9 protein-coding genes are annotated in these 18,881 nt (G+C 60.3%); 7 read left to right on the top strand and 2 right to left on the bottom strand.

Annotation, left to right across the window (positions count from 1 at the left end; all coding sequences use genetic code 11):
- The 5 genes from WA904_RS12305 to WA904_RS12285 all read left to right on the top strand — a co-directional run bounded on the left by WA904_RS12305 (position 1) and on the right by WA904_RS12285 (position 4,755).
- Entirely contained in the window at positions 1–1,170 is a 1,170-nt protein-coding gene (locus WA904_RS12305) for an acyl-CoA dehydrogenase family protein (protein WP_425197408.1), read from the top strand.
- Positions 1,167–2,792 (top strand): benzoate-CoA ligase family protein, encoded by a 1,626-nt coding sequence (locus tag WA904_RS12300; protein ID WP_425197407.1) that lies wholly within the window; start codon positions 1,167–1,169, stop codon positions 2,790–2,792. The genes WA904_RS12305 and WA904_RS12300 overlap by 4 nt, the downstream gene beginning before the upstream one ends.
- Positions 2,789–3,232: an acyl-CoA thioesterase gene (locus tag WA904_RS12295; protein ID WP_425197406.1), complete on the top strand. Its 444-nt coding sequence runs from the start codon at positions 2,789–2,791 to the stop codon at positions 3,230–3,232. The genes WA904_RS12300 and WA904_RS12295 overlap by 4 nt, the downstream gene beginning before the upstream one ends.
- Positions 3,229–3,624 carry a RidA family protein gene (locus WA904_RS12290; protein WP_425197405.1) on the top strand — a complete coding sequence of 132 codons (396 nt, stop codon included), beginning with the start codon at positions 3,229–3,231 and terminating at the stop codon, positions 3,622–3,624. Before WA904_RS12295 ends, WA904_RS12290 begins: the two co-directional genes overlap by 4 nt.
- A gap of 162 nt (positions 3,625–3,786) precedes the next feature.
- Positions 3,787–4,755 (top strand): response regulator, encoded by a 969-nt coding sequence (locus tag WA904_RS12285; protein WP_425197404.1) that lies wholly within the window; start codon positions 3,787–3,789, stop codon positions 4,753–4,755.
- Positions 4,756–4,842: 87 nt separating this feature from the next.
- Here WA904_RS12285 and WA904_RS12280 read toward each other — a convergent pair whose 3' ends face one another.
- On the bottom strand, positions 4,843–6,999 hold the full coding sequence (locus WA904_RS12280; protein WP_425197403.1) for a TolC family outer membrane protein: 2,157 nt from the start codon (positions 6,997–6,999) through the stop codon (positions 4,843–4,845).
- A gap of 331 nt (positions 7,000–7,330) precedes the next feature.
- Here WA904_RS12280 and WA904_RS12275 point away from each other — a divergent pair, with 331 nt between their 5' ends.
- Both WA904_RS12275 and WA904_RS12270 read left to right on the top strand, forming a co-directional pair.
- Complete coding sequence (locus WA904_RS12275) at positions 7,331–7,993, top strand: transglutaminase-like cysteine peptidase (protein ID WP_425197402.1); 663 nt, start codon at positions 7,331–7,333, stop codon at positions 7,991–7,993.
- Positions 7,994–8,040: 47 nt separating this feature from the next.
- Positions 8,041–9,948, top strand: a complete 1,908-nt coding sequence (locus tag WA904_RS12270) for a bifunctional diguanylate cyclase/phosphodiesterase (protein ID WP_425197401.1) — start codon at positions 8,041–8,043, stop codon at positions 9,946–9,948.
- Positions 9,949–10,013: 65 nt separating this feature from the next.
- Here the strand turns inward: WA904_RS12270 and WA904_RS12265 are convergent, their stop codons facing one another.
- Positions 10,014–18,872 carry a tandem-95 repeat protein gene (locus tag WA904_RS12265; RefSeq protein ID WP_425197496.1) on the bottom strand — a complete coding sequence of 2,953 codons (8,859 nt, stop codon included), beginning with the start codon at positions 18,870–18,872 and terminating at the stop codon, positions 10,014–10,016.
- Positions 18,873–18,881: the final 9 nt, after the last annotated feature.

The following is an 18,881-nucleotide window of genomic DNA, read 5'->3' as shown; positions in this document are numbered from 1 at the left end:
GTGAAGGCCTCCATTGCACACCTGGCCCTGCCTTTTTTTGACGATGCACATCGCGCACTCGGCGAGCAACTCGCAGCCTGGGCGCCCGCGCAGCAGGTTGACGAAAGCGATGATAGACGCGCTTGCAAGAAGTGGGTGCGCCTGCTCGGCGACGCTGGCTGGTTGCGCTACTGCGTGTCCGCCAGTGCCGGCGGGGCCATGGAAAAACTCGACTCGCGCGCGCTGGTGATCCTGCGCGAAACCCTGGCCTTTCATTCCCCGCTGGCCGACTTTGCGTTTGCGATGCAGGGCCTGGGCAGCGGCGCCATCACCCTGGCCGGCACGCCGGCACAGCAGGCGGCCTACCTGCCCGCGGTGGCGCGGGGCGACAAGATCGCAGCCTTCGCGCTGAGCGAGCCCGATGCCGGCTCCGACGCCGGCGCCATGACGACCAGCGCCGATGCTGTAGGCAGCGACTGGGCACTCAATGGCACCAAGACCTGGATCAGCAACGGCGGCATCGCCGACTTTTACGTGACCTTCGCCAAGACCGACATGGCGGCCGGCACACGCGGCATCACGGCCTTCATCGTCGACGCCGAAAACCCTGGCCTGGACAGCAGCGAACACATCGCGGTGATGGCACCGCATCCGCTGGCAACCCTGAAGTTTGCACACTGCGGCGTGCCCGGCACGGCACAACTGGGCGCACTCAATGGCGGCTTCAAGCTGGCGATGCAGACGCTGGACATCTTCCGCGCCTCGGTCGCCGCCGCGGCGCTGGGCATGGCGCGCCGCGCCTTGTTCGAGGCGGTCCGGTTCTCGCGCGAGCGCAAGATGTTCGGCCAGACCCTGGCCGATTTCCAGCTGACGCAGGCCAAAATCGGCGAGATGGCGGCGCTGATCGACGCTGCTGCCCTGCTGACCTACCGCGCGGCCTGGCTGCGTGATGACAGCGAAGCCAGCGGCGCCGGCAAGCGGGTTACGGCCGAGGCGGCCATGGCCAAGATGAGTGCCACCGAAAACGCCCAGCGCGTCATCGACATGGCGCTGCAGATGCACGGCGGCCTGGGCGTCAAGGTCGGCACCAAGGTGGAAAGCCTGTACCGCGATATCCGCTCCCTGCGCATCTACGAAGGTGCAACCGAAGTCCAGCAACTGATCATCGGCAAGGCCGTTTTGCAATCATGAACCCATCTGACAACCTTTCTGTGCAAGCCGACCGGTTTGTGCATGACCGCCTGCCGCCCCGGGAGCAGTGGCCGCACATGCGCTACGACCTGCCTGAACTGCAGATACCCGCGCAGGCCAACCTGGTTGACGTGCTGTTCCGGCGCATTGAAGAACGCGGCCTGTCGGACCGGCCCTTTTTACGCTCCGACAAGATCACGCTGAGTTATGCAGACGCCCTTGAGCGCGTCAGGCGCATCGCGCAGGTGCTCACGCAGGATCTGCAATTGGTCCCCGGCAACCGCGTGTTGCTGCGCGGTGGCAATACCATCGGCATGGCGTTGGCCTGGCTGGGTGTTGTCAAGGCCGGCCTGGTGGTGGTGGCCACCATGCCGCTGCTGCGTGCCAAGGAGCTCGGTGAAATCATCGCCAAATCGCAGGCAGCGCTTGCGCTGTGTGATGCCAGCCTGCTGGCAGAATTGCAGGCCGCCCAGCAGCTCAACCCGACGCTGAAAACAATCGTCCCCTTCAACCTGAACGAGGCGGGCGCCCTGGCCATTCTCGCGGCCGGCAAGGACGGCGAATTCGAACCCTGCCTCACCTCGGCTGATGACATTGCCATGATGGCCTTCACCTCGGGCACCACCGGCACCCCCAAGGCAGCCGTGCACACGCACCGCGACGTGCTGGCCGCCTGCGAGGCCTGGCCGCGCCATGTACTCAAGGCCACACCCGACGACATCGTGATGGGCTCGCCGCCGCTGGCCTTCACTTTCGGCCTGGGCGGCATGCTGATTTTCCCGATGTGGGCAGGTGCCTCGGTGTATTACCCGGGCATTCCCTACACACCCGAAGCCATGGTCAAGCTGATCAACGAGGTGGGCGCCACCATCTGCTACACCGCGCCCACGTTTTACCGCCAGATGGCCGCGTTTGCGAAGCAACACGGCCTACCGACCCTGCGCACCTGCGTCAGCGCCGGCGAAGGCCTGCCCGATGCGACGCGCCAGTTGTGGAAAGAAGCCACCGGTATCGAAATGACCGACGGCATTGGCGCGACGGAAATGTTCCATATCTTCATCTCGGCCGCGCCGGCCGATGTACGCCGCGGCGCCATAGGCAAGGTGGTGCCGGGTTACGCCGCCAGGGTGGTGGATGACAACGGTCAGGAAGTGCCGCGCGGCACCATCGGCAAGCTGGCGGTCATCGGGCCGACAGGCTGCCGTTACCTGGACGATGAGCGCCAGACCAAATACGTCCAGGGGGGCTGGAATTACCCGGGCGACGCCTTCCTGCAGGACGACGACGGCTACTTTTTCTATCAGGCCCGCGCCGACGACATGATCATCACCTCGGGCTACAACGTGGGCGGGCCTGAAGTGGAAGACGCCCTGCTCAAGCACCTCGCGGTGGCCGAATGCGGCGTGATCGGCGAGGCTGATGAGGAACGCGGCATGGTTGTCAAGGCCTTTGTGGTGCTCAAGCCCGGCCAGGAGCCTGGCGAAGCCATGACCCGGTTGCTGCAGGACCATGTGAAAACCATGCTGGCGCCGTTCAAGTATCCGCGCCGGATTGAGTTCGTGAGCAGCTTGCCGCGCACGGAAACCGGCAAACTGCAGCGCTTCAAGCTGCGCCAGCCATGAGGTTTGAAACAAGAAAACAGATCCGGTTTCACCACTGTGACCCGGCCGGCATTGTTTTCTATCCGCAATACTTCTACCTTCTGCATGAAGCCCAGGAAGATTTCCTGGCCCACATCGGCTACCCCGAACACGAGCTGATTGCCTCCGGGCTGGGTGTGCCTATCGTGGACCTGAAAACAGAATTTCTTGGCATGTGCCGTTACGGCGACGAGATCCGCATCAGCCTGGGCCTGACCCGTGTCGGCAACGCCAGCATCGGCATGCACTATGAAATTCATAGCTGCCCGCGCGCACCAGATGTGGGCACAAGCCTTAAATTGGTCGCAAGAACGGTGGTCGTCTGTTCTGAAGTGCCGCACGGAAAAGTGCGGAGCATTCCGGACGGATTGCGCGAGGCGCTGTTGCCCTACCTGCAAACAACAACGGAAAACAAACCATGATGAAACTATTGCAACCTGCAGAGTGGGCTGCGCCCAGAGGCTACGCCAACGGCGTGATGGCGCGCGGCACCATGATTTTTGTCGGCGGGCAGATCGGCTGGAATGCGCAGCAGCAGTTTGAAAGCGACGACTTCATCGCCCAGACCCGCCAGGCCCTGCAGAACATCCTGGCCGTGCTGCAGGCCGGCGGCGCGGGACCGCAGCACATGGCACGCATGACCTGGTATGTGGTGGACCGCGTGGAATACATCGCACGCCTGAAGGAACTGGGCGCAGTCTACCGTGAGGTCATGGGCAAGAACTTCCCGGCGATGACCTGCGTTGAAGTCGCCGCCCTGGTGGAGGAGCGTGCCCGCATCGAAATTGAAGTCACGGCGGTCTTGCCTGACTGAATGCCCGGTGGCATCTTGCAAGCACGGGTTACGGACGGGTTCAGGCACGCGCAATGGACTATTCGGGTCTTTTCTCGCTTAAGATGACTTTGAATTCCGGCGCGACGTATTTGGAGATTTCCATGCTCTTCACCCAACCCCTTCCCCTCAGGCTTGCATCTCATGGCTGATAACACGTCCGGTTTCAGGCAGGCCGCGCCGGATCCGGAATTCGGACTGGCGCAGGCCCAGCGAAGAATGCAGCAACAGCTGATGGAAACGACCGGAGTAGCCCAGTCGGTCTTCCACCTGGAAACGCAGCAGTTGAGCTGGAACACCCGCGCTTACCAGATGTTTGGTGTGAGCCCTGTCGGATCACCCATGACCCTGGAAACGGCAATGGGTCTGGTTTATCCGGACGACCTGGACCTGCTGGTCCGGGCCCGCGACCAGCTGCGCAAGGCGCCGGGCGCGATCGAGCTGGACTACCGCATCATCCGCCCCGATGGCGCTCTGGTGGATGTGCATGCGCTGCTGTATGCAGAAACCGATGCCCAGGGCCGTCCGCTCGCCTACGTCGAGATGTGCCTGGATGTCACCGAGCGCAAGCGCGTGGAGGACGCGCTGATCCAGTCCGCCCGCCTGTGCCGGGTGCTGGACCAGGTTTCCACGGACGGTTACTGGGAGCAGACGGCAGCAGCACAGAGCACCAGCCCGGCTGACAGCCAGTCGGCCCCGCTAGCAGCTCCCAGGGCCAATGGTCCACAGCGGAAAATGCGCGTGTTGTACGTGGAAGACAACATGTACAACCTCATGCTGTTCGACGACGTGATGCGGACACGTGACGATGTTGACGTGCGCATGGCCCAGAATGGCGCCCAGGGTTTCGAAGTGGCGGGCAGCTGGCTGCCCGACGTGCTGGTTCTGGACGGCCGGCTGCCGGACACCCATGGCATCGATCTTCTCAAGCGCATGCGCGACATACCGGGCCTGGAGACCACGCCGGCCTTCATGTGTTCGGCAGACACCCTGCCCGAACACAAGATACTTGCCGAACAGGCCGGGTTTTCCGGCTACTGGACCAAGCCGGTGGACTTTGACAAGGTGTTTGACGAACTTGACCGGGTGGCCGCCAGCGGCGACTTGCGCTGAACGAACGCCCGGCCTGACTGGCCAGCCAATGCGTCCGCATGTAAATCTGCGCCTCCGCCGCGCGCCAGTGGCAAACGATACCGAAGCTTACTGAATACCCGCTGCCGGGGTGACAGAGCTTTCGCGCAGGATCAGCCAGCGGTCGCCCACCCGCACCCACTGCAGTGTTTTGGTCACGACATCCCGGTAACTTGCCGAGCGGTAGGTCTGCTTGAAAGTAGTTGTTGCATGAGTGGCATCAGGCATCGCCACGGAGACATCGGCCACTTCCACCGCTATATCGACAGCGCGCCCCAGCACCGCCTTGCGTTTTTCCTTCCAGGCGTTCCGGTCACCGTCGGTGGAAGGCACGAAGCCGGGGGCATAAAACCCAAGATAGGCGTCCACATCCCGCCTGGACCACGCAGCACGCCAGCCCTCCAGAGCCCTGTTGATCTCATCGTTATTGGCCGACTCGGACGACGCACTTGGCGGCGGTGCGGGCATTGCGGATGCCGCGCGTGGTGCAGGTACCGCCTGGGCCGCAGGTGAAGCCGTTGCCTGCGCCTGCCGCGCCTCGCGTTCGCGGGCATTGGCCAGGGCTGTCTGCCTCTCAAGTGTCTGCTGGGACTGGCTGCTGCTCGAGCTTCCGGGCGGCGCAGCCGGCGCTGGCGTCGGCGTGGTGCTTCCTTCCGGCGGTACAGGCGTCGCTCCCGGCACCAGCACCTCCTGCACGGCACGTTCCCGCGCGTTGATCAAGGCATTCTGCTTCACCAATTCTTCCGCCCGCAGGATCAGCGCGTCCTTGTCCACGATGTATACCGCCACGGGCTCTGCCGGGCAGTGCTGCGACGCGTCTTCGCCTTCGTTCCACTGGTCCAGCCCGGATACCGCATCTGTCTCGATTTTGGACAGGTCCAGCGCGGCGAGCAAAGTGCCCAGGCCAGCGTGCGTCCTGGCGTAAGCGATGTTCAGATCCTGCTCGGCGTTTGCTACCGCTCGCCTGGCCTGGAACAGCTCGTTTTCCGTGTCCAGCAAATCCAGCAAGGTGCGCTGGCCGATGTCAAATTGCTGGCGATAGGCATTGCGGGCCTTTTCGACGGACACCTTGTTCTGGTCGAGGTAGCCCAGTTGCTCCTTGAGCTTGCGCGCGTCGTTGTAGGCAATCAGCAGCGTTTGCCGGATGTCGCGGCAGGTCTTGTCGCGCAGGTCCTTGGCCACATTGAGCTGTTCGGCAAACTGGCGCTCTCGCGCCCGGTCGCTGAAGCCATTGAACAGGTTCCAGCTCATGACCACCTCGGCTACGGTGGTGTCGGAATTGCCCGGAATACTGTTCAGGTTGTTACCCTGTTCGCGGCGCAGGCGCAAATCGAAACGCGGCTGGTAAGCACCACTGCGGGAAGCCAGCGCAGCGTTGGAAGAGCGTACGTTCTCAATCGCGGCGCGCAAGGCACCATTGCGCTGCTGTGCTTCCCGGATGGCACCGGTCGCGTCAGCCGGGATATCCTGGATCAGCGCCGCCGGCACCGGCATTTCCGCCGTGGGCATCAGGCCCACGATGCGCTGGAAACGCGCCGTCGTGTCATGCAGATTGGAGGTTTCTGTCAGCAGGTTGGCCTCGGCCAGTGCCAGACGCGCGGAAATCTGCTCCAGGTCCACCGCACGCGCCACCCTGGCCTTGACCCGGCGCTCCGTCTGGTTGAAAACCGAGCGATGCTGGACAAAGTTTTCTTCGGCCAGGCGCACCAGGTCCCGATAGCGCAAAACATCGTAATAGGCACGGACCGCTTCGAGTGCCACACTCTCCGAGGTGTCGAAAAATTCGAACAAACGCACAAGCCGTGCATGGTCAAGCCGCTTGATGTCGTTGCGCGTGGCAAACCCGTCATACAGAAGCTGCGTAATGGTCAGGGATGCGGAATTTCTGTCAAAGCGGGTGCCAATGGTAGCGGCGGTGTTTCGCCGCTCGGAACCGCTGCCGGCCGCCACGTCCACCTTGGGCAACATCCCGCCTGCGCTAACGCCGCGTTCGCCGTCCGCCGCCTTGAGGGTATGCCAGCGCGCGAGGACTTCAGGGTTGTTCAAAACAGCGTTCTGCGCTGCCTCCTTGAGCGTCAGCGGCTTGGGGGCCTGGGCGAAGGCAGGGGCCTGCAACCCCAACACCAGGGACCCAAGCACTGCGCCGGCACGAATCAGGAAGGAGATGGTCTTTTCCGGCCTGCCTGCCGCAGGCAAGCGTTCACCGACGCCCAAAACTGCAATCACGGACTCCCGCAAGCTCATGCCACCGACGGCTTCGCCGTTACACTGCAGGAACAACATGACCTCCCGACAACCACCACCGGCGTCAGCAGGAACAAGCTTTTCGGCGGCTTTTCTGGCATTTTTTTGACTCTTTGCTGGAGGTGACTCCCCCGCCCTTGGAAGGACGGGAACCTATGGTTTCCAACCACCTGCACGAACAAGATCTTCGAAACAAGGTTAAGAAATCACAGGTAGTTACTGTTTTATATAGATATTTTCATGTTAACGCAGGATTTTCGCTAGCGCAATAACATCCGGGGTCAATTTCGTCGATGCGGCGAAAACGAAACACTTGAAGCACCTTTCAAAAGCCGCCCTGATCGTCCTGCTGTTTCTTGTCGGGGCGTTGAAGGTCGCCGCAGTCGATTTTGACCGGATGCAAAACGTCCTGTCCCAGCGCTTTGGCCCGGTGGCCCAGGAATCTTTCCGCGACTGGCGAAAACTCCTGCAGGAAAACGCCGACCAAACCGCACCGGCCAAGCTCAAACAGGTCAATGACTTCTTCAACCGCCGCGTCAGGTTCCGGGACGACCCCTTGGTCTGGGGCCAAAGCGACTACTGGGCCACACCTATGGAAACCCTGGGCAAAGGCGCCGGTGACTGCGAGGACTTCGCCATTGCCAAATATTTCACGCTATTGCTCCTCAACGTTCCCGACGAAAAATTGCGCCTGATCTATGTGCAGGCGCGTCTGGGCGGGATCAATAGCAGCATCACGCAGGCGCACATGGTGCTGGCTTTTTACCCTTCTCCGGAAGCCGAGCCTTTGCTTCTGGACAACCTGATCAATGACTTGCAGCCCGCATCGCGCCGACCGGATCTGAACCCGGTGTTCAGCTTCAACAGCCAGGGACTCTGGCAAGGCGCCACCGGCGCCCAGGGTGCCGCTGGTCCCGCCAGCTTGTCACGCTGGCAGGAACTGCTCAGACGCGCGCGCGCCGAAGGTTTTGATTGAGTCCGTTTACAAACCGCTATAAAGAACCGTTCCGAGGGGAATCTTCCATGTCGATGTACCGCCAAATGTGGCTTGCAATCATTCTCAGCACCCTGTTGGCCTTGCTGGGAGGCTTGCTGGCGTCCACGTTGAATGCCCGGAGCTACCTGTCGGAACAACTCAGCTCAAAAAATACCGACAATGCAACGGCACTGGCCTTGGCACTGAGCCAGCAACAGGCAGATGCTGTGATGGTCGAGCTGACGGTATCTGCCCTGTTCGACAGCGGTCATTACGAGTCGATACGCGTCATCGATCCTCTCGGGAAAATCATTGTCGAACGTGCCGAGCCTGCCACAGCAGGCCCGGTTCCAGCGTGGTTTGTCAGGGCACTTCCCTTGAATGCAACACCAGGACAGGCGCAGATCAGCAGCGGCTGGACCCAGCTGGGCACCCTGACCCTGGTCAGCAACAGCCGCTTTGCCTATGAAGCGCTGTGGAAAAGTGTTGTACAGCTGGTACTCGCACTTGGCCTCTCCGGAGTGGTGGGAGGACTCCTCGGGGTCATGATCCTGCGGCGCCTGCATGAACCCCTGCAACGTGTCATCAGGCAGGCGAACGACATCAGCGAGCGGCGTTTTGCCCTGATCGACGTCCCCGCTGTTCCAGAACTCAGGCAGCTTGCAATTGCCATGAACAGCATGGTCACACGTCTCAAGGGAATGTTTGCCGAGGAAGCCCAACGCCTGGAAGTCCTGCGCATCACGGCCAACTATGACCCGGTGACCGGGCTGGCAAATCGCACTTTTTTCCTGGTCCAATTGCTGGACTCCCTTGACAGGGAAGAAGCCGCAGGCGACACCCTGCTTCTGCTTCGGGTTGCGGATTTTTCCAGGCTCAACCAGCGCCTGGGAACGCCCGCCGTCGATGAATTGCTGAAAACCTTCGCGGCAGTGCTCAACCAGCATGCCACACAGGTCACCGGCGTGGCAGCACGCATCGGCGACTCCGACTTTGCATTGCTGCTGCCGGGCCAGGCTCAGGCACGCGATGTAGCCAACAGGGTGCTGTCGTCACTGGTGGAGGCATGCGTCCCCTTGACCGGCAAGGGACCGACGGCCTATATCGGTATAAGCACATTGAAGCACGGGCAGGACATGGCCGGCCTGATGGCCGAAGCCTCGGGCGCCCTGATCGCGGCCGAGGCGACCGGCGCCAACACCATCCGGGAGGCCGGTAGCGAATTCACGGCCCTCGGCAACGAGAAAACCGCAGAACTGCTCAGGCTTGCACTGGAGCAGGGCCGGGTTCGCTTGCTTTCTCTTCCGGTTCTTGACATGAGGGGAGGCCTCATCCATCGCGAATGCTTCATGGAACTGCTGCTCGATGGCATGGATGCATGGCGCCCTGCCAGGCACTTTCAGCAAGTTGCTGAAAAATATCAGTTGATGTCGAAGATGGACCTGTCAGCCCTCGAATTGGCACTTGAAAAACTGCGTCACGACACCAGCCTCCCCGGCCTGGCCATCAGCCTGTCGGCACTTTCCATCGGTGAAAAAAGCTTTCGCGTCCGGTTGCTGGGCCTGCTCGGCGAAAACCGGAGCCTGGCCGGCCGCCTCTGGCTGGAAGTGCCCGAAGCCAGCGCCGCCAAACACATTGAAAGCCTTCGCGAATTTATTGCCGAAGTCAGGCAGGCTGGCGGCCGTGTCGGACTTGGCAATTTCGGCCGGCACTTCAATCAGGCAGATGTGCTGCACGACCTCGGGCTCGACTTCCTCAAGATCGACTCCAGTTTCATTCGGGGCCTGCAATACAGCACTGCCAACCAGATCTTCCTCAAAAGCTTGGCAGCCGTTGCCCACAAGATGGGCATGCAGGTGTATGGGGAAGGCGTCATTGACCGTGCCGAACTGGCAACCCTGGAACGTACAGGATTCGATGGAGCTTCAGGAACTGCCGTCAGGGAGCAGACCTGACGGTATTCTCAGAATGAGGCGGCCGTCCGGAAGAACGGGACGGTGCCTTCTCCGCGGTAGCGGCGTCAGTCTGTATTGAGTTTTCCCTTCGTGAGCAGGTCCTGAATGACCTGCTGGTCGGTCGTGTAGGCCCCGATCATGTCGATGCCGGACAGAACAATCCTCTGATCCTCGGCGCCTGTGACGATCCCCGAGGGGGCGCCCACCGTATGGGGGTCGGAAGCGAAACCACCCGTCGTGCTGATATGAACAATGGTGTCTGCGCCCGATTTCTCGAAATGCAGGTAGTTCGCCAGATTGTCCTGTCCCAACAGCGTACCTGCGGTCTCGCCAACCAGGAGGTCCCTGAGATCGAGAACATCCCCGCCGGCCGCGCGGGTACTGGTGTTGAAGTCTGTGATCGTGTCGGTAACCGGCACGCCCGCCGTTCCACCATCGTTCAGTTCCCAGCGGAAGATGTCGGCACCCAAACCGCCGGTCAGGGCGTCAGCGCCCTGACCACCGATGATCAGGTCGCGTCCGTCACCACCGTTGATGGTGTCGGTACCGGTACCTCCCACCAGGCGGTCGTCACCCGTGCCGCCATTGAGGGTGTCGATGCCATCACCTCCGTACACGAAGTCCGAAGACGTTGTCAGCGTCGGCGTATTGTTCGCGGCGGTCCCCTCATAGGCATTGGTGGCAGACACCAGGCTGATCATCTGATCTACCGAGTGCACGCCTTTCGTTGCGCTGATGTCGATCAGTGCAGATTGGGTTGTGCCCACTCCACTGACGGTCAGCGGGTTCGACAGATCCCAGGTGGAAATATCAATCGACTGTGTTGTACCCGTCGTCACCGTGGCGCTGTGCCCCCCCGCCCCGTCATTGATAGTCCAGCCGGTAAGCAAGCCATTGACGGCGAGCGTGTCAAACGCCCTGGCAGTCACGTCAAGTTTGAAAGTGCCACCGTCATTGGCAATCGCCACATCGTGGTGGTTCGTCTCAACCATCCAGACGGATCGGACCTGCTCGGTGGTCAGCACAGTGTCATAAATCCGCAGATCGTCAACTGTTGCATTGAGGTATTTGTCATTGTCGATGCGGCGCGAGAAATCGGCATTCACTCCATTGGTAAAGCCAATGCCGAACACATTGGTGATCGTGCCAGAGAGACCGCCGGCCGTCACGGTACCCTCCAGCACCCCATCGACCCATATCTGGGTCTGGCCGGTGACCGAATTCCGGGTCATCGCGACAAAATGCCAGGTGTCATCGGAAATCACGGTTGTGCTCTTGGCGCCCGTGGTATTGCCCACATTCAAGCCGATGCGCCCATTGTTGTCGATCCACCCCCACTGCGCATCATTGACGGCACCGTTTTGCTCGGAACCAATCACGCTGGGTCGGTTCCAGCCGATATCGGTTCCGCCAAATTGGGCAGCATCGGTTGTCGAATTTTGCGTGGTCTTGATCCAGAACGACACCGTGGCCGAATTCGTGATGGGCGTCAACTCCACAGGATCAACCGCCAGGGACGCGCCCTTGCCGTCGAACTGCAATGCGGTTCCCGCAGTTCCAGCATGGCCAGTGACCCAAGTGGGCAGAGCGTTGCCATTAGTGGTATTGGCGTCTGACAGGGTTCCCTTGATATCCCTGAGTTCGTTGACTGCCGGCACACCAAAACCTTCATCAAATGTCCACTGCCCAACGGGTCGGACAGTCAGTATGGGTGCGCTGTCCAGGTCAAGAATGGTCGCCGTTCCCACTGCAACGGAATTGGAAATCGGGCCAGTGGACAGATTCGCTGTCAGGGTGAAAGTTTCCGAACTCTCAATGCTTCCATCCACGGTAGTGGGCGTCCGCACCAGTACGCTGGTCTTGCCGGCAGAGATCACCAGGCTACCCGAATAGGCTGTCCAGGTGGCCCCGCCATTGACGGAATATTCCAGGCCCGGACCATAGTCTGCGGTGGTGGCAGTCCCATTTCCCGTGTTCAAAGTCACAGTGACGTCGTTGCCGGTTTGCGCGCCCAGCCGGATGTCGAACACCGCGTAGTCGCCTTCGACAATCGTCGTGTCGCTGACCACGGCAAGCGACGGCGGGGGGCTCGCCGAGAGGCCGCCGGTGAAAATATGGAAGGTCAGCGTTTGGGACGAGCTCGCAGTCGCACTGTTGGAGCCTTCTGTACCCGTCGCGGTCACGCCCAGATCAACCCGGCCGGAATAGTCTTCCGGGAACACCAGGTAAGCGGCGGCAAGTGCTGCCGTCGGAACGGTGACCGTACCATTGACAGGGTTGTAGGTAATACCACCCGAGACGATACGCGAGCCACCCGGCATGTTGGAAATGCGCAGGGAAAGGGTTTCCGAGCCATCCGCATCCACCAGGCTCGTCGTGATCTTTCCGGCCAGCGATATTTGCGTTGTTGTACCCGTCACCGAGTTGAGGTTGGTCGCATTGTCCTGCATCGCACCCTGGGCCTGCACCAGGCGGATGTCGTCAAAGTAGGCTCCCACGCCCTCCCCGCTCTCAGCCGAAGTCGTGCGAATGGTGATCGTGTGGTTGCCGGTAGTCGAGAAGTTGAATCCAGCGCGCACAGCTTCCCATACCAAAGCGGAGTTGACTGCGCCGGCTGCATAGGTGTAGACCACTTCGCCGGCGGTTCCGGCATCCAGCACCAACTGGAAACCGGTGCCAGCCACAGGCGCCGCATCCGGTGCATAGTTCATGCTCAGCTGGAAGACGTCGTTTGTGCTGGTGACATTGATGGTTCGCGTGATGCCCAGTGTCTGGTAGTTCGGGTTGAGGGCCGATACGCCATTCGCTGCGTTGTCCAGATGCAGGAACACCTTTTGCGAGTCGCCACCGGTAGCACTGCCCAGCATTCCACCTGCAATGTAGGGTGTTCCACCCGATGTCGTGATCGCATCGCCATCGGCATTGAAATAGAACTGGTTCACCTGAGTTCCGGCAGAAGCACCGGCTGTATCCCCGGTCAGTGTCGTGAGCAACGACCAGCCTTCGATGGGTGCTGTCCCCAGGGCATGCGTGGCATTGTTGGTATCGTTCGCAGAACCCACCAGCGGCCCGACGGACTCCCAGGTGGAGTTGAACACCTCCGTGAACGAGTTGACCACGCTGAGGTTGGGCGCATCGGCAACTGCCGTGACATTGATGGTGGCCACCGTGCTGGTGCTGTTGGCGCTCGAGTTATCAGTGGCAAAGAAATTGAAATTGGTACTACCGGACCAATTGGCCGTCGGCTTGAAGTAAAGCGTCAAGCCACCCGAGCTGGCAGCATAGGCTACGCCAGTCGATACCGCGATCGTCATCGCCGGATCGGTGTAAAGAACCCCGTTCGACGGCGCGCTGCTCAGCGTGAAGCTGGCAACGGTGCCATTGGGATCCACAGCGGTCAGTGCTACTGCGATTCCGCTGGCCGCATCCTCATCGCCTGTCACGCTCGCGGCGGCTGCGATCGGATTGCCCGAGGTCGCCATGTTGATGGTCGTGTTGGCAACATTGCTTGTCGACGTGCCATCCGTCACACTGACCGTGAAATTGCGCGCAGTCAGGTTGGCTGTCGTGCTGGCATTGGTAAAGGTGATGGCATTAAGTGCGGTCTGGTAGTTCGCCAGACTCGACGCCCCCGACAAGGTCACAATATTGTTGTTCGCGCCGCTGATTACGGCGGTGATTCCCAAGCCGCCTGGAATGCCGGCCGTTGACAGCACATCACCGGTGAACCAGTTGGTCAACGTGATGGTCGCGCCTGTCAGATTGGCGTTGTCCACATCGGTAATCAGGTCATCGGTATCGGTGATTTTGACCGGTGTAGGCGCAGGACCGGTGCTCCGGATGAAATAGGTTGAAAAGCCGGTGCCAGAGGCACTGGCGTCCAGGTCAAGGACCGGTGCATCATTGACGGACACCACATTCACCGTCGTGGTCGCCACAGCGCTGCTGAAAGTTCCGTCACTCACCGACACCGTGATGCTGCGAGGCGTGGTGTTCGGGCTCTCGGATGAATTGACGTAAGTGATTGCCCGCAAGGCCGCGGCATAACTGGCGACAGGCGCCGATCCGGACAAGGTCAGAATGTTGTTGTTGGGTCCGGAGAACGTGTAGGTGATTCCGGCCGCAATCGAACCGATCGAGAAGCTGTCACCGGCTTGCCAGTTGGTCAGCGTGATAACGGCACCCGAAAGACTGGTGTTGTCATCAGCAAGCACCTGGCTGGCCGCCGTGATCGGCACTCCCGCTCCATTTTCGGTGTAGGAAGTGACGTAACCGGTCCCGCCCGTGCCTCCATCAAGATCAAGCGTCGGTGCAACGTCGTTGACCGATACCACGGTGACCGTTGACGAAATCGAGAGTGTCGAGGTGTCCACGCCACCGCTGGCCGTCCCGCCGTTGTCCTTGATTTGGGTAAGCGTGAAAGTCCGGTCACCGGCACCAGGGTCATTGACATTGGTGTTCTGGTAAGTGATGCCATTGACCAGCGCCTGCGCAGCGGCGGTTGAAAGTGTGCCGCCGGTCAGCACCACCGTGGCAATGCCGCCTGTCACCGTTACCGTGTAACCCAGGCCATTGGTAACGGTTGTGCCGGAGCTGTCGGCACCCAGCGTGATGGTCCGGCCATCGACCACAATCGACTCGCTGGCGCCATCGACCAGGCCACTGACCGTGAACGTCATCCCGGTAATGCTCTGTCCCGCCTCAACGGTGCTCACGGCTGCACCACTGAAAACAGCAACCGCTGCTGACTGGACGGCCCCCGTCCCTTCGGTGAATGTCGGGCTGATCGCCGTCGCTGTCAGGGTCGGGGCGTCATTGATGTCAGTAAGCGTGACAGTTACCGTGTCGATTGCCGATGAGAAAGCTGTCGTTCCGCCATTGGTGCTCACATCCACCTTGGTCGCCGCCGTGCCGCTGGTGGTGTCCCACGCACGAACGGTCAAGCCATTCGTCACTGTACCCGTGTAGCCTGGATTTGGCTGGAAGTACACGTGTGTGTTGGCATTGGAATTGAGAAGCAGCGCACTGGTATTGCTCACCGCTCCGATTTCTCGCCATGTGGCGCCGTTGTCCGTGGTGAAGAACCAGGTGCCGTTGGTGGAATCCGTGCCTATGATCGCAATGCCCTCGACGGCACCGGCATCCACGTCCGTGATCGCTGCTCCACCGATCAGGGTTGAGATCTCGGTCCCGACGGCTCCCACCGGAACGCCAGCATTCTGAATGGCGTTCATCGTCAGCACGGTGTCGGTCAGCACTGGTGCGTCGTTAACAGGATTGACCGTGATGGTTGCCGTGGCAAGGTTGCTGCTCATGGTTCCCGTGGCAGCGTCATCGACTCTGAAGGTGAAACTAGCAGTGCCGTTGTAATTGGCATTCGGTACAAAGTACAAGGTCACACTATTGCCCGTGGCGGTGTAATTCGTAGTGATGGCAGCTTCGTTTGCGGGCGTGAATGTGGTGCTGGTATACAGCGTGCCATTTGCAGGCAGACTGGACAGCTGGAATCGAACCACGGTGTTGTCATCAACACCTGTAAGTACGATCGGAATATAAGCAGCATCCTCGTCGCCACTTGCGCCGGCCACCAAGGCAACCGGGACAGTACTATTGACGAAGGAAACCGTGGTGCGCGCGGAATTGCTGGTCAAAGCACCGTCGAATACCGTGATGTCCACATTGCGCGTTGTGGTTCCTCCGCTGCTTGACGTGAATGTAACGGCCCTCAGTGCTTCCTGGTACTCCGCCAGCGTGGTGGTTTGTCCAACGATAGTGTTGATGACAAGTGTTCCGGTAGACGCCGTCCAGGTGCTGGTGAATTTTGCAGGATTGATGTTGGCAAAGGCGAGCACATCACTCCCGTTCGCATAACCCGTTCCGATGTCGATCGTCGCCCTTGTTATGTTCACGTTATCTGCATCCGTTATCAGAACATCTGTATCAACCACTTTGATCGGCGCATCGCTGCCCGCCCTCAGAAAAGTGGTTGTATAGCCGGTCCCTGCGGAGCTGGCATCCAGATCCAGAGTCGGCGCATCGTTGTTGGCCGCAACCGTAACCGTTGATACAACTGACAATGAGGATGTATCCGCGCCGCCATTCAAGGTACCGCCACTGTCCTGAATCTGCGTCAGCGTAAACGTTCTCACGCCCGCTGTTGGGTTGTCCACCGTTGTGTTTGCGTAGGTGATGGCATTGACCAGCGTCTGCATTTGCGCTGTGCTCAAATTCCCGCCGCTCAAGGTCACGGTAGCCGTACCACCGCTCACTGTTGATGTATAAATCAGGCCGTTTGTCCCCGTCCAGCCTGCGACGTTAGCTCCTAAATTAATAGTAACGCCGTCAACGGAAATGGTTTCCTTGGCCCCGTCTTGCAGCCCGGAAACGGTAAACGTCAGGCTGGTGATGGTTTGTCCACTTTCGACAGTTCCTACTGTCGCACCCGTAAACACCGCAGTCGATGCCGGTGCCTGGTTACCGGCTGTACCTGTCTCGGTAACAGTCTGGGTCGTTGTTGTTGCCGTCAACGTGGGCGCATCGTTTCTCGGTACGACTGAAACGGTCGAGGCAATCGAAAGCGCTGTGGTATCCACACCTCCGCTGGTCGTGCCGCCACTGTCCTTGATTTGCGTCAATGTGAATGTTCTATCGCCCGCGGTCGGGTCATTCACGATGGTATTTTGATAGGTAATGCCGTTGACCAGGGCTTGCGCCGCCGCTGTTGACAACGTACCACCTAACAATTGCACCGTAGCATTGCCTCCGCTGACAGTCACGATATAACCCAGGCCGTTGGTCACGGTAGTTCCCGAACTGCTTGCGTCCAGAGTAATCGTCCTGCCGTCGACAACAATCGATTCATTGACACCGTTGAGCAAACCGCTCACCGTGAAGGTCAATCCGGTGATGGTTTGGCCAGCCTCTACGGCACTCACCGTCGCACCGCTGAACACTGAAACAGGCACAGCCTGAGCCAGACCGGCGCCTTCGGTGAAGGTCGGGTTGGCCGCCGAAGCGGTCAAGGTAGGTGCGTCATTGACTGGCGTGACCGTCACATTCACATTTGCAGTCTCGGTGGCTCCACCGGATGTCACGGTATATGTGAACGTCGGCACCGCTCCGTTGAAGTTGGCTGCCGGCGTGAACACCAGCTGGCCACCGACCAGGGCCACGCTGCCATTGGTCACCGCAACGGAAGGACCGCCGTCCGTGATCGCACTTCCATTAATGGCCGTGATGGCCTTTCCTGCATTCTCGAACGTATCGTTGCCCAGTACGTTGATCGTCACCGCGGTGTCTTCGAGCGTTGTCACCGCATCCGCGGTGATATCAACCACAGGTGTCACCGTGAGAGTGATGGTGTCGGTATCAGTCGTGACTCCATCACTGGTCAGCACGGTAAGGGTGGCGCTCCCGTGGTAGTCGGCAGTACTCGTGTAAGTGAGTCCGTTAAGGGCGCCGTTGATGGCCGCGGCGGTGCCGGTGATCGTCACGCTCCCTGTACCGTTGTTGCTGATGGTGGCGCCCGCGAAAGCCAGTGCCGTCAAGGATCCGTTCGTCACGCTTACTGTCGTGGTAAAGGTGGTGCTGTCTACGTCCGATATGGTGATGGCATTACTGTTGGCTGAGCTGAAAACCTTGGTCGAATCTTCAACCATTGTCTGTGCACTTGGCACACTGTTTACCGGGGTATCGTTGACAGCGACAACATTGATCGTCTTGCTGGATACCGTGCTCAGGTTATTCAGCGCCTGTCCGTCGTTGACTACATAGTTGATGGTACGCGTAGCCGTCGAAGGCGTTTCACTGGTATTGGTGTAAGTGACACTGCGCAGCGCGGCCTGATACTGCGCCACGGTTGCTGTTCCACTCAGGGTCATGACGCCCGTGGTTGCGTTATAGCTGCCTGTGATCCCGCCCATGGTCGTAAAGCCCAGCACATCCTGGCCAGATACAAATCCGCTCCCGATAGCAACAGTTGCACCCGTCAGGTTGACGTTGTCCACATCACTGACCGTGATGCCGCTATCGATCACGACAGGCGTGGAAACAACATTGTTGCCTTCGGTAAAGGTCGTCGTACCGCCACTCACCGTACCAATGGGTCGGTCGTTGACACCTGTAACCGTGACAGTCAGGGTTTGCGTCGCTGTCGCTCCGGCCGTATCCATCACCGTCGCCGTGAAAACATCCGTCGGCGTACTGCCCGCGGGCAGGGCATTGACCGCCGCCGCATTCACCACGTAGGTGTAGCCACCTGTTGACGCGTTGAGCGTCAGGGTTCCATAGGTGCCAACCTGCACGGTTCCGCCTCCGACGCTCCATGTCTTGCTGTCGCCGGTGTCCACATCCGTGGCGCTGAAGCTGCCCGTCAGGTTGCTGAAGGTGTCGCTCGCCGCCGTGTCCGTCACCGTGCCGGCTATTGCGCTCGAGGCCACCGGCGCGTCATTGGCGCCCTGGATGGTGATCACCAGGTTGGCTGTGCTGGTCGCTCCAGTCGCGTCCACCATCGTGTAGGTGAAGGTGTCGGTCAGGGTATTGCCGCTGGTGCGCAATGCATTGACCGCGGCGTTGGCGTTGTTCACCACGTAGGTGTAGGTGCCGTCAGCGTTCAAAGTCACGCTGCCGTAGGTTCCCGCCCGCGCAACACCTAGCGTTCCGCCCGTGATTGCCGAGACAGCCTTGGTATCACCTGCGTCCACATCGGTGTCGTTGGTCAGGACGTTGCCCGTGGCGTTGCTGCCTGCAGCCGTCCCGGCTTCCACTGCCGTGCCTGTATCCGCAACAGCCACCGGACCGTCGTTACTGCCGTTGACCGTCACCGTGATGGTCTGCGTGCTGCCGTTGCTGGCGGTGTAGGTGATGGAGTCCGTCACGCTCTGGCCGGCGTCGAGCGCCTGCACTGCCGGCGACGCGTTGTTCAGGGTGTAGGT

The organism is Polaromonas sp. (assembly GCF_049790275.1).
In the GTDB taxonomy this organism is placed as follows: Bacteria; Pseudomonadota; Gammaproteobacteria; order Burkholderiales; family Burkholderiaceae_C; genus Polaromonas.
This window is presented reverse-complemented; position numbering and strand designations above follow the sequence as displayed.